The organism is Anaerolineae bacterium, from assembly GCA_013178015.1.
Classification (GTDB): Bacteria; Chloroflexota; Anaerolineae; order DRVO01; family DRVO01; genus Ch71.
In genome coordinates this window covers 61,558-73,728 of the sequence record JABLXR010000011.1, presented here as the reverse complement: position 1 = coordinate 73,728, position 12,171 = coordinate 61,558, and the positions used below count along the sequence as shown (strand labels likewise).

13 protein-coding genes and 1 pseudogene are annotated in these 12,171 nt (G+C 66.8%); 10 read left to right on the top strand and 4 right to left on the bottom strand.

From position 1 onward, the window contains the following. Nucleotides 1-122: 122 nt before the first annotated feature. Together HPY83_05845 and HPY83_05840 are read right to left on the bottom strand one after the other, a co-directional pair. Nucleotides 123-509, bottom strand: a pseudogene (locus HPY83_05845) (DUF5615 family PIN-like protein). Then, nucleotides 506-754, bottom strand: a complete 249-nt coding sequence (locus HPY83_05840) for a DUF433 domain-containing protein (GenBank protein NPV07474.1) — start codon at nt 752-754, stop codon at nt 506-508. The pseudogene HPY83_05845 and the gene HPY83_05840 overlap by 4 nt, the downstream one beginning before the upstream one ends. Nucleotides 755-990: 236 nt before the next feature. Here HPY83_05840 and HPY83_05835 point away from each other — a divergent pair, with 236 nt between their 5' ends. The 3 genes from HPY83_05835 to HPY83_05825 are packed head-to-tail and all read left to right on the top strand — an operon-like array spanning nt 991 to nt 2,783. Beyond that, a complete protein-coding gene (locus HPY83_05835) occupies nt 991-1,227 on the top strand; it encodes an AbrB/MazE/SpoVT family DNA-binding domain-containing protein (GenBank protein ID NPV07473.1) in 237 nt (78 codons plus the stop codon). Continuing rightward, nucleotides 1,224-1,568 carry an endoribonuclease MazF gene (gene mazF, locus HPY83_05830; GenBank protein NPV07472.1) on the top strand — a complete coding sequence of 115 codons (345 nt, stop codon included), beginning with the start codon at nt 1,224-1,226 and terminating at the stop codon, nt 1,566-1,568. The genes HPY83_05835 and mazF overlap by 4 nt, the downstream gene beginning before the upstream one ends. Nucleotides 1,569-1,574: 6 nt before the next feature. After that, on the top strand, nt 1,575-2,783 hold the full coding sequence (locus tag HPY83_05825; GenBank protein ID NPV07471.1) for a response regulator: 1,209 nt from the start codon (nt 1,575-1,577) through the stop codon (nt 2,781-2,783). Here the strand turns inward: HPY83_05825 and HPY83_05820 are convergent. Then, nucleotides 2,698-4,893 (bottom strand): hybrid sensor histidine kinase/response regulator, encoded by a 2,196-nt coding sequence (locus HPY83_05820; GenBank protein ID NPV07470.1) that lies wholly within the window; start codon nt 4,891-4,893, stop codon nt 2,698-2,700. The two genes, HPY83_05825 and HPY83_05820, sit on opposite strands and share 86 nt — an antisense overlap. A gap of 319 nt (nt 4,894-5,212) precedes the next feature. Between HPY83_05820 and HPY83_05815 the strand changes: the two genes are divergently transcribed. The 6 genes from HPY83_05815 to HPY83_05790 all read left to right on the top strand — a co-directional run bounded on the left by HPY83_05815 (nt 5,213) and on the right by HPY83_05790 (nt 10,093). Next, nucleotides 5,213-5,524 (top strand): nucleotidyltransferase family protein, encoded by a 312-nt coding sequence (locus HPY83_05815; protein ID NPV07469.1) that lies wholly within the window; start codon nt 5,213-5,215, stop codon nt 5,522-5,524. Next, nucleotides 5,502-5,864, top strand: coding sequence for a DUF86 domain-containing protein (locus HPY83_05810; GenBank protein NPV07468.1), 363 nt, complete (start codon nt 5,502-5,504; stop codon nt 5,862-5,864). The genes HPY83_05815 and HPY83_05810 overlap by 23 nt, the downstream gene beginning before the upstream one ends. A gap of 238 nt (nt 5,865-6,102) precedes the next feature. After that, entirely contained in the window at nt 6,103-6,750 is a 648-nt protein-coding gene (locus tag HPY83_05805; GenBank protein NPV07467.1) for an ABC transporter substrate-binding protein, read from the top strand. A gap of 179 nt (nt 6,751-6,929) precedes the next feature. After that, nucleotides 6,930-8,219 carry an alpha-L-fucosidase gene (locus HPY83_05800; GenBank protein NPV07466.1) on the top strand — a complete coding sequence of 430 codons (1,290 nt, stop codon included), beginning with the start codon at nt 6,930-6,932 and terminating at the stop codon, nt 8,217-8,219. Between the two features lie 128 nt (nt 8,220-8,347). Continuing rightward, nucleotides 8,348-8,860, top strand: a complete 513-nt coding sequence (locus HPY83_05795; protein NPV07465.1) for a nitroreductase — start codon at nt 8,348-8,350, stop codon at nt 8,858-8,860. Between the two features lie 528 nt (nt 8,861-9,388). Continuing rightward, nucleotides 9,389-10,093, top strand: coding sequence for a cytidylate kinase-like family protein (locus HPY83_05790; protein ID NPV07464.1), 705 nt, complete (start codon nt 9,389-9,391; stop codon nt 10,091-10,093). A gap of 145 nt (nt 10,094-10,238) precedes the next feature. Here HPY83_05790 and HPY83_05785 read toward each other — a convergent pair whose 3' ends face one another. Continuing rightward, nucleotides 10,239-10,565, bottom strand: coding sequence for a hypothetical protein (locus HPY83_05785; protein NPV07463.1), 327 nt, complete (start codon nt 10,563-10,565; stop codon nt 10,239-10,241). Between the two features lie 343 nt (nt 10,566-10,908). On the opposite strand from HPY83_05785, the gene HPY83_05780 reads away from it, so the two are divergent. Then, entirely contained in the window at nt 10,909-12,114 is a 1,206-nt protein-coding gene (locus tag HPY83_05780) for a hypothetical protein (protein NPV07462.1), read from the top strand. The last annotated feature ends 57 nt before the right edge of the window (nt 12,115-12,171 follow it).

Sequence of the window (12,171 nt, the reverse complement as noted above, 5' to 3'; positions counted from 1 at the left end):
CCATGGGCCGGCCCGCTGCCCGACCCAGACACAGCCATACTACCCGTTCCCAGCACTACTCTCCATAGCCAGCCGTGCCACAGTTGTGCCATGCTTGTACCGCGGTCTCTTCGCTGCGGGACTCACTGCTCAAGACCGCGATCCGCCGTTCCTCCTTCATGTACTCCTATGCGCCCAGCTTCCACTATCCAGAGGTTGTTCTCGATTGGCATCGTGTCCAGAGCGTGCAGAAGCTGGCGCGTGAGTCCTTCCAGCAACGGTAGGCTTGGGTTCGTTGGTGGCCGTATGACCACGATGCTTCCTATCCGGCCTGGCGGAAAGCGCACTACATCGGCGAAGTCCCGGTCCAGAGTCACTAGACAACGTCGCTCGGCACGGCAGATGTCATAGAGGTACTGGTCAGGTGCTCCCTACAACCGCTCCTGCCATACAGTCTTGACATCGTGCCCGGCACGGCGGATGAGGGATTGCGTGCGCCTGCCCAGGTTCTCGTCGAGCTTGAGCCTCATGGAATGGTCTCGACCGGAATGTCAACGTACCTTTCCCGCGACATCTCTGCCCCGTAGGCGATGGCGGCACGGATGTCCTCCACCGTGAGCTGGGGATACTCCTCCAGGACCTCTTCCATGCTCATTCCGGAGGCGAGGAGGTCAAGAATGAGGGAAACCCAGATGCGGGTGCCACGAATGCACGGCTTCCCGAAGCACACGTTCGGGTCCACGGAGATGCGCTGCAACAGCAGTTTCACGACAATCGCCTCCCCCGGCAAAGCAGAAACTGTCTCTGACGCTCATGATATCCCACCCCGACACCAACCCGGAACCGGGATTGACGGCACGCCGGCGGCGGGGGCGACAACCAGAGCAGGAGGCGACCGTGGGTGAAGAGGTAAGCGAGCAGTTGCCGGAAGGGGCAGTGGAAGCGCTCGCTTGCCGAACATCGGCCAGAAGCGTATCATCATTGTAGATACGTCCTGTGGAGGTTTCCGTAGTGGAGACCCGGATCAAGAGGTGGGGCAACAGCTTGGCGTTGCGTATTCCGAAGCCGCTCGCCGATGAGGTCGGGCTGGAGGAGGACGCGCTTGTCGAGCTGTCCGTGGTGGACGGCGCTCTGGTGGCCGCTCCCGCCTCCGAGCTCTCCCTGGAGAAGCTCCTGGCGCAGGTGACCGATGAGAACCTGCACTCTGAGATTGACACCGGTCCTGCAGTCGGCAAGGAAGCGTGGTGAGCGCCAGCCCAGACGTCCCCGGCCGCGGCGACATCGTGTGGCTCAGCTTCAGCCCTCAGGCCGGGCACGAACAGGCAGGCAGGCGCCCCGCTGTGGTAATCTCGCCGGCGGCCTATAACGGTAGGGTCGGGCTGGCCCTCCTCTGCCCCATCACCAACCAAGTCAAGGGCTACCCGTTTGAGGTGGCCATACCTCCCGGCCTCCCAGTGACCGGAGTCATCTTGGCCGACCAGGTGAAGTGCCTGGACTGGCGAGCCCGACGGGCGGAGCGCATCGGTGTACTTCCGCCAGCGACGGTGGCCGAGGTACTGCGCAAGCTTGGAGCGCTGCTACGAGGCTAGGGCATCGTGGAAAGAGACGAGCCTCTCTCGCGAGACCAGGTTCACCAAGCCCTCGAGGCCCTCTACGACAATGTCCAGCTGGCCCACTGCGACCTGGTGACGCGCTTCTCCCGCCTGGCCGACATCGGCCGGCTGGACGAGCGGGCCGAGCGCGCCCGGGCCCTCTTCCTGGAGGCCATCGAGGTGCTCCGGCCCGCCCGCTCGGTCCCCTTCGGTTCCCCCGAGTCCCGCTTCTACGACCTCCTCTCCCTGCGCTACGTGGAGAACCTCACCCTGCCCCAGGTCATGCGCGAGCTCTCCCTCAGCCGCCGGCAGGTCTACCGGGACCTGGCCGAGGCAGAGGAGAAGCTGGCCCAGGTCCTGGCGTCCTGGCTGCAGGCTCAGGGCGAGGAGGCCGAGCCCTCCCGCCGGGGGCTGCTCAGCGACGAGCTGGCCGCCCTTCCCGCCGCCGCCGGCGAGGTGCAGCTGGGCGCTCTGCTGCAAGAGGTGGCGGATCTGGTGGGGGGCCTGGCGGACCGCCTGGGGGTGTCGCTCCACCTTCCGCAAGCCGAGGTCGAGCCCGGCCCGCTAGTCCTGGCCGACCGGGCCATCCTCAAGCAGGTCCTGGTGCAACTCCTGAGCGGTGCCGTGCAGAGCTCCCCCGGTGGCTTGGTCCGGGTGGAGGTGCAGAGCGACGAATCCACCTGCTCTCTCGGCCTGGTCTTCGCGCTAGGTGCGGGACAGGACATCGTGGATACGGCCTTGGTGATGGCAGCATCGCAGCGCCTGGCCCACCGCCTCGACCGCCGCGACGACGGGCAGGTAGAGGTGCGGCTGGAGCTGCGGCGGGGCCAACCGGCCTCGGTGCTCATCGTGGAGGACAACCCAGGCGCGGTGGAGCTGTACCGCCGCTATCTCTCCGGGGGCCGGTGGCGGGTCTCCTCGGTGCCCAACCCCACCCTAGCCCTCGAGATCGCCCGCCGCACCCGCCCCGACGTCATCGTGCTGGATATCCTCATGCCCGGCCTGGACGGCTGGAGCATCATCAAGGGCCTGCGGCAGCACGAGGACACCCGCGATATCCCCCTCCTGGTGTGCTCTGTTCTGGAGGACCCCAGCCTGGCTGGCTCGCTGGGGGCGAACGCCTACCTCACCAAGCCGGTCTCGCGGGCCCATCTGCTGCGGGCGCTGGGGGACTGCCTGGCGCCGCGTCCGGCTCCGGCAGATGACTGCTGAGGGCAGCTCCGAGCAGCCCCAACAAGTAGTCCTCCTGGAACTCGCTTCGACCCCACACGGAGAAGCTGGCCGGGGCTTGGGCCTCGTCTCCGGAGACGGCCGCGGTCACGGCCAGTATGCGAGTGTGCGCCAGCTCCGGCATCTCGCGCAGGGCGTGCAGCACTTCCAGCCCGCTCATGCCGGGCATCACCAGGTCGAGCAAGACTATGTCGGGGCAGTGCCTGCGGGCCAGCCGGATGGCCTCGGCGCCGCTATAGGCGGTGAGGACCTCGTCGGCGTCTCCCGATGCTTCCAGCATGCGGCGCACCAGCTGGACGAAGCCCCGGTCGTCGTCCACGATCAGGGTGCGTCTGCCGTTCGCTCCCCCATCCAACGCCTCCAGCAGCCTCTCGGACGTCATCGGCTTGGTGAGCACGGCGTCGAAGCCGGCCCCGTCCAGGACCTTGTGGGGCCCGGGCAGGGTGAAGCGGATGTGGGGCACGGGCTCTGGGAGGCTGAGGGTGAGTGGCTCCTGCAGACCCCCCGGCGCTACCGTCTCGATCACGGCGGCGGGGCGCAGCGCCTCCCACTGGTCCGCCAGCTGGGCGGCGCCCTCTACTGCCACCAGGTCGTACCCCTCCAGCCGGCGCCGAAGGTAGGTGAGGGCGGATTCGGCGTGGGCCAGCACCACCAACCTGGGCTTGAGGCGCGACCTGGGCAGAGGGAGGGCCTGCGCCCGACCCAGCCGCCCGCTGGGCAGGTCCTGGAGCGGAATGGTGAAGGAGATGGTGGCCCCGCCCTCGGGCCGGTTCTCCGCCCAGATGCGACCCCCGTGGAGGTGCACGAACTGGCGGGCGATGGCCAGCCCTAGGCCTTTGCCTCGCTCCGCCTGAACGGCGGAACCATCCAGCTGACGGTACTCGTCGAAGATCCACTCCAGGGCCTCAGCCGGTATTCCCGGGCCCTCGTCGCTCACCGAGACCACCACCTGCTGAGGCTGACGCCTGGCCGACACCAGAACCCGGCCGTGCGCGGTGACGCGGATGGCGTTGCTGAGCAGGTTGTAGAGCACTTGCCGGATGCGAGTCTCGTCTATGTAGACAGAAGGCAGCTGTGGCTCCCAGTCCCGCTCGATCAGGATATCCTTCTCCTCGGCCAGGCTCTCCACCCCTCGAAGGGCTCCCTCCAGCACCCGGGCGAGGTCGGAGTACTCCCGGCGAACTGGCATGGCGTTGGCATCCAGCCGGGCCAGGTCTAGGATGTCGTCCAGCAGGCTGGAGAGATAGCCGGCATTGCGCTGAATCTGGGCCAGGTCGCGTCGCAGGCCGTCGCTCCACTGGCCCATGCCGTAGAAGCCGGGATTGCGGTAGAGGAGCTCGCTGAAGCCCAGGATGATGTTCAGGGGAGTGCGGAGCTCGTGGCTGAGGCTGGCGGCGAAGCGGGACTTGAGCTGGCGCAGGTGCTCCGCCTCCTGGCGCGCCAGGGCCAGGGCGTGGTTGCTGCTCTCCAGCAGACGGTAGGCTGTGTCCAGGGCTCTAATGGTGCGGTTGAGCTTGCCCTGGTTGTCGCGCAGCTGCTCCACCAGGACTCTGGCCTCCGAGCCTCTCCGATAGGAGAGTTCGAGCAGCTCCTGCCAGGGCCGCAAGCCAACGCAGGTCAACACGCCGCCGCCGGCCGCCGTGTAGGCCATCCACGAGGCCGAATAGCCCTCAAAGGGCAGGAAAAGGAAGCCGGCAGCCAGGACGGCGCCCACGCCCAGCCCGGCGGCCGGGCCCAGGAGCAGGCCGGCGAGCAGAGGAGGGAAGAGCGGCAGGCTAGCCGTCGCCGGCTCGGGCAGGAGGTAGATGGCGGTCAACGAGGTGGCGGCCGATCCGGCGATCAGGGCTAGGGCCGACCCGCGAGGGCGGCGGTGGTGGAGGTAGGCGGCGGCCGCCAGCACCGCCGTGAAGGCGCTGGCGAGGACGATGAGCCTACCGTTGCCGATGTCGGAGCACAAGTGGAGCCAGACGCCGAGGATGAGAGCGGCCAGCGCCGGCAGCAAAGAGGCGAGCGACTGTGCCAGTCGCTCCTCCCGGCAGGCACCGGCAGCCAGGGCCGGCGCCCCAGGGGCCAAGTCGCCACTCGGGTTCATGTGTCCTCCTCGGGAGCGATGGCAGGCCATCCCCGAGCGCATTATACCTCACGACGGGGAGAAGGGGAGACAGGGAGACGCGGAGAGGGGGGGACACGGAGACACGGAGACGCGGAGAGGGGAGACAGGGCAGTGACTGACGAGTCTCCGCGTCTCCCCCTCTCCCCGTCTCCGCGTCTCCCCCTCTCCCCGTCTGGCCTCTGGCGTGCTCCCGGTCTGTGACGTATATTCGCAGTGGCGGCCCTCTCAGAGGGGCAGAGCAAGCAGATGGAGGGATGAGGTGCCAAGCGCCGAGACCCGGGTGGCCTCGAAGGCGGAGATGATCCGGGCCCTTCAGGACGAGATGCCGTGCCTGCGGGAACGGTTCGGAGTCGTGCGGCTGGCGCTGTATGGCTCCTTTGCCCGAGGAGAGCAGACCGAGGAGAGCGACGTGGATATCCTCGTGGAGCTATCCCGGCCGCTCGGGCTGGAGTTCGTGCAGCTGGCCTGCTACCTGGAAGAGAAGCTAGGGCGCCGCGTGGACTTAGCCACCTTCGACTCCCTGCACCGCACCAGCCGCAAGCCCTATCGCCAACTCGTGGCTGAAAGCATTCTGGAGGACCTGCTTGATGTCGAGACTGCGGCGAGATAGCAGCTATCTGGCCGACATCCTCGAGGCCTCTGAGCGAGTGGCCGCCTACACCGAGGGCCTCACTTACGAAGACTTCTTGGCGCGGCCTATGGTGCAAGATGCTGTGTTGCGCAACATCCAGGTGATCGGCGAGGCGACCAAGAAGCTGTCTAGCGGCCTCCGAACCGGTCACGCTCACATTCCCTGGCAGGCCATGGCCGGCATGCGGGACAGGATCGTGCACCACTACTTCGGCATCAACTACGAGGTAGTGTGGGACGTCGTACGCAAGGATCTCCCAAGAGTGGCATCACAGGTAAGGGCGGTTCTGGCCGAGGTGGCGCGAGGCGAGGGCGAGTAGTCGGGGCGCGCCTCGCGCCGGCGATCCGGGGCGAAACCTAGACCGGGGGAGAGGTTACGGGGGGATAGGTTCCAGGGTGTGGGGTACGGTCTCCAGGGGGGCGCCGGTGCCCTGGGCTTCCGGTGGTGCAGCTCGACCCTCGCTGGTGGCGCTCTCTGCCATGCGGTGTCACCGCATCGCGTGCCGCCATCTCACAGTCGCGGTGACGCGACTCACAGATGGTGGGAGCTGGCTCAAGATGGCTCGGTTGACGCCTGTCACGACGAGGTTCGCCAGGGTGGGAGGCACCATCACCGGGATCCGCGTGGTGGATCCCGCATCGGACCCCGCTCACGTCCTGGCAGCCCTGGTGAGCGAGGACCCGGAGGCGGTCTACTTCGCCGACTCGCAGGCCAAGCGGGCCGGCACCATGAGCAGCCTCCTGCACGGCGTGGGCATCTCCGCCGTGGCCTGGGACTCGATGGAGGCGGACGTCACCCTCTACCCCGCCGGGGCTGGCCCGGCCGCCGAAGGGGACTTCGTGGGGATCTGGGGACGGAGCACCGCCGGCATGCCGGGCTACGTGGAGTTCGACGCTCTGTATCAGGCAGCGGAGTTCGCCCACTTCGGGGACGAGGCGGACTCCTGGGGCGCCTTGGCCTACGACGCGGCCGACATAGTCGTCGCCGCCCTTGATCGGGCCGACAGCCTGGACTCCGAGGCCATCAGGGATGCCATCGCCGCCACCGCGAACTATCAGGGAGTGGTGGGCTTCCACGAGGGCTTCGACCAGAAGGGCGACGTCGTTCCGCAGTGGGTCTCGCTGAAGCACTACTACGATGGGGCGTGGCACCCCGTGCGGCCGGGCCTCGTGTACTTGCCGCTGGCGCTGACGGCCGGCTCCTAGCCTGCCAGGCACAGGAAAGGCCGCCTGAGGCCTCGCCCTGCCTCCAGCAATGGGCCCAGTGTCCTGCACGAGCGAGAGCCCGCAGGCGTCGCGCACCTCCCGGTCTCTTGCCACCGGTTACCTTGACAGCCCGCTGCGTTGGGCTATCTTGCCCTCACATCCCGCCCAGGAGGTCACTCATGGCACAGACGTCGCCCTCCGGCGCCGACACCGGCTGGTTCATCCACGACCGCTTCGGGCTCTTCATCCATTGGGGTATCTACTCCGCCGCTGCCCGCCACGAGTGGGTGAAGAACCGCGAGAAGATCAGCGACGAGGAGTACCAGAAGTACTTCGACCACTTCGACCCCGACCTCTACGACCCCGCGGTCTGGGCCCAGGAGGCCAAGAACGCGGGCATGAAGTACCTGGTGGTCACCAGCAAGCATCACGACGGCTTCTGCCTCTGGGATTCCGCCCTCACCGACTACAAGGCCACCAACACCCCCGCCAAGCGTGACCTGCTCCACCCCATGGTGAACGCCTTCCGCGAGCAGGGGCTCAAGGTGGGCTTCTACCACTCGCTCATAGACTGGCATCACCCCGAGTTCCCCATTGACGGACTGCACCCCATGCGAGACGACCTCGAGTTCCGGGAGGCCAACAAGGACCGCGACATCGCCAAGTACCGGGCCTACCTCCACGGCCAGACCCGCGAGCTCCTCACCCAGTTCGGCCCCATTGACATCATGTGGTTCGACTTCTCCTATTCCAGCCGAGACTGGGGCTGGTCCAGGGGCAAGGGCAAGGAGGACTGGGACTCGGAGCGCCTAATGAAGATGGTGCGCGAGCTGCAGCCGGGGATCATCGTCAACGACCGGCTGGAAATCGGGGGCGACATCAAGACCCCTGAGCAGTATCAGCCCCGGGGCTGGCTCACGGTGGACGGCAAGCCGGTGCTCTGGGAGGCGTGCCAGACACTGAACGGCAGTTGGGGCTACGATCGGGACAACCTGGACTGGAAGTCCACCGACATGCTGGTGCAGATGCTGGTGGACACCGTCTCTAAGGGGGGTAACCTGCTCCTCAACGTGGGTCCTAACGCCCGGGGCGAGTTCGAGCCCAAGGCCATTGACCGCCTGCGGGGCATCGGGGAGTGGACCCGGCTACACGGTCGGGCCATCTATGGCTGCACCGCCAGCGAGTTCACCCCACCGCCGGACTGCCGCTACACCCAGAACGGCAAGCGACTCTACCTGCACCTGTTCGCCTGGCCCTTCCGGCACGTGCACCTGGACGGGCTGGCGGGGCGGGTGGAGTATGCCCAATTGCTCAACGACGCCTCCGAGATCCGGATGGTGGAGATTGACCCCCACCAGCAAGCTCAGAACACCACCATGGGCGGAGTGGGCCGGGATACGCTCACCCTGCAGCTGCCGGTGCAGAAGCCGCCGGTTGTCGTGCCGGTGATCGAGTTGTTCCTGAAGTAGTGGGGGGTCCTCACCCGCCGGGATGCGAAGCTGGGCTCTTCCGCCTCTCTCCCACTCCGTGGGAGAAGGCTTGGGCTGAGGGCGTCGCCCACCGCGGCGACTCGCGCCATCAAGTAAAGGAGCACTCCATGGGATTCATCGAGTTAGCCCGGAAGCGTTACAGCGTACGGGCATACAAGCCCGACCCTGTGCCTGATGACGTGCTGCACCAGGTGTTGGAGGCAGCCCGCCTGGCCCCCACGGCGGCCAATCGGCAGCCCTTCCGCCTGGTGGTGATCCACACCCGAGGGCGAGAAGAGGAACTGCGCCGCGTCTACGGACGCGATTGGTTCGTCCAGGCACCTTTGGTCATCGCCATCTGCGGCGTGCCCGACAAGGGATGGACCCGGAGCAGCGACGGTAAGAGCTACACTGACGTGGATGCCGCCATCGCCTTCGACCATCTCACCCTGGCGGCGGCCGACCTGGGCCTGGGCACCTGCTGGATCGGCGCCTTTCACCCGGTAGAGGCCCGCCAGGTGCTGGGCCTGCCCGAGGGAGTGGAGCCCATCGCCTTCACTCCCCTGGGCTACCCGGCCGACAGCCCCAAGCCCAAGCAACGCAAGTCATTGGAGGAACTGGTCTCTTACGAGCGGTGGTGAAGGCGGGCTCTCGCGGCCGGGCGCGTCTCGATCGGGGGACAAGGTACGAGCCGGAGCCGAGGGCCACGCCATCGCGCCCAGTCCTCACCCGAGGAGTCCGCGTCCCCAGGCGCGGAGCCAACCCGACGAGCAGTGCGTCTCATCTGCGGGCCGAGGGCGAACGCGAGCGAGAGTCGAGGGCGAACACGAGGTTCGCCCCTACGCAGCGTTACCGTCCGAGATGCGCCGTTGGGCAGATCGGCATCACCCCGGCAACTGCGCTTCGATGCCTAGGACCGAGGGCGAACACGAGGTTCGCCCCTGCCATGTGGGTCCCACAATGGTCTCATTCTGAGATGCACCCCCCGCGGCCTTGTCGCTGGATGGACGCGGCCGAAAGCGCTACAATGGCGAGCAATGGCGGTACGCGGGCTCAATTCCGTCCCGGCGGGACCTCCGACCCCAGGGGTGGGTCCTGCCTCCAGTGACTGACCTAACAGCCTTCCGGATACCAGCAAGTGTGGACTGCTAGGGGCAAGGAGGTGCGGAATGGTCGCCGTCACGGTATCGCGCGAGCACGGAGCGTTGGGCACCGAGATCGGACATCGCGTCGCCGACCGGCTTGGTGGGCGCTACCTCGACCGTGAGCTGCTCGACATGGCCTTCCAGTTCGCTGGCTTGCCGGTCCCGGGGCCTGCTCCCCTCCGGCCCTCCCCGGCGCTGGAGCAGAAGGAGATGCCCGGCCTGGCCAGGCGCATCGTGGACGCCATCGCGGGACCCATCTCCGCTGGGCTGCAGCCGTGGCCCCGCTACGTCCCACCCCGTCCCGGTAGCGTAGGGGATGAGGACTCGCTGCTGCGTCAGGCGGTGGCCACCGACCAGGCCTACGTAGATCTGATGAGTCAGGTGCTGGAGCGAGTTCTGGAGCACTACCCGGATTCGGTGATCGTGGGCCGGGGGGCTCAGTGCGCTCTGGCGGGGCGCCCGGGCGTCCTGCACGTGCACATCTGCGCTACGGTAGCGGACCGCATACGACGTACGGCACAGGCGGAGGGGCTGAGCGAATCGGAGGCTGCCGACCGAGTGCACGCGCTAGACGAGGAGCGGGCTCACTACATCCGCCGCTACTACGCGGAGGACTGGCAGAAGCCCTGCCTGTATCACCTCACCCTGAATACCAGCTGGCTATCGGTGGATCAGGCGGTGGACATTATCCTGTACTCGGCAGGGGCTCTGGGGAGTGGGCAGGACTAGGTTGGGGCAAGCCCCGGCAGCGCGGCGCCGCCCCTCTCTGGTGATATTGGGTGCTGGAGCGGCGGAGGCACTGCTCGGTGCCGCAACCGTACTCTCAGGCAACCTGGCCGGCGGGTACCCGCAGGTGCTTCCCCCGGGTCGCGCGTTAGCCGGCCAGGGCGCGTGCCTGCTCGTAGTCCCGCATGAGTTGCCGGGCGCAGTCGGGGCAGACGCCGTGGCTGACGCCGGCGCGAGCGTAGCCTTTCCTTAAGCCCAGCTCTCGCCCGCACCAGGCACAGACCAGCATCACCAGGAACCCGGACTGCTCCTGGGCCAGGTGCCGGGCGATCACGTCCACGTCCTCTGCTGTGAACCGGGCCCCATCGGCGCCCGCCAGCGGGCTCAGCTGAGCCCGGCAAGCGTCGACGCAGCGAAGCACCACAGACGATGAGGCCCCAAGGAACTCGCCCACTTGTGCCGCTGTGAAGGTCATCCCGTTCCCCCTGACAATCGCCCCCTAGGGGTGACGCAAACACTCAAGCGCACGACCGGAGACGTCTGATGGCCGCTTGTGGCGCTGTCATCGCTCCGCCAGCCTTTCCGATCCCAATCGCGTCTTCGGGAACGCCAGCTCCGTCACCGAGCACGGACACACGGGCGAGATAGCGCGCTCCCTTGAGGCCACTGCATGACGTCGAGCCCAAGCTGGAATGTGAAAGCGGATAGAGCTAGCACGTACGGTGCAAGAATCGTGCCAGAGCTGGCGCAGGGGTCGGTTTGGAGAGCGGCCTGGGCAGGGCTATCATGGCGCCATCCGCACCGAGGAGGATTCTGGCTTGACCGATAGAGAGCGCTTCCTGGAGACCATGCGCTTCGGCTGCCCCGACCGCGTCCCCTATGCCTTTGGCGGTCCCCGTCAGGCCACCATGGCCGCCTGGTACTACCAGGGGCTGAAGCGAGATGCCGACCTGCACCGGGCCATGGAGTACGATGACTGGCGAGGCGTGCCCATAGATATGCTTCCACTGCCTCGGTTCGACGAGGTCACCCTCGAGGTGCGGGGCGACAAGCGCGTCTGGATAGACGAGCTGGGAACCACCCGGCTGGATCAAAAGAACCCGCTCACCCCCGGCTTCGTCACCCGCACCTGGCTCGACTTCCCGGTGAAGACCCGGGCCGACTTCAGGGAGATGACGAAGCGCTACCTGCCTGAAGCTCCGGGGCGCTTCGGCGACGACTGGCCGGGCTTCGTGGCCGCCAACCGGCCACCGCGCAGTCACGTGCTGCGCGCCACCGTCTACGGACCGTTCTGGCGGGTGCGCGACTGGGTGGGGTTCGAGGGCCTGTGCACCATGTTCCTGGATGACCCGGCCTTCGTGGAGGAGATGTTCGAGTTCGTGGCCGACTTCACCATCGCCACCTTCCAGCAGCCGGGCGTCGCCGAGCTGGAGATTGACTTCGTCATCATCAGCGAGGACATGGCCTACAAGACTGCCTCCATGATCTCGCCTGCCATGGTCCACCGTTTCATGGCTCCCCACTACCGCCGCATCAACGACGCCTTCCGCCGGGTGGGAGTGAAGAACATCGTGGTGGACAGCGATGGGCACGTGAGCGAGCTCATCCCCATCTGGATCGAGGTGGGCTTCGACGGCTCCTGGCCCACCGAGATTGCTGCCGGCAATGATCCCCTCGAGTACCGCAAGCGCTTCGGCAAGAACATCGTCCACTTCGGCGGCATCGACAAGCGCGAGTTGCGGTTCGACTTCGCTCGGGTGAAGGAGGAGGTCATGAGCAAGGTGCCGGAACTGCTGGAGCTGGGCGGCTACATCCCCATGGTGGATCACGGCGTCCCACCCGACATCCCGGTGCGCAACTTCCTCTACATGGCCGAACTCATCAAAGCGGTGGCCGAGGGCCGGGATGTGGATCGGGTCGCCATAGACAGGTACAACAATATCCTGGGACCGGTGCAGGAGGAGTGGAGCATGGACTTGGCGGAGAGGATCGTTATGCAGGACGTGATGGATGAGGCTTCGTAGAGGGTGCTTTCTTGGTGCAGGCATGGATTCTGCCTCTGCGAGGCGTCTCCAGGTGCC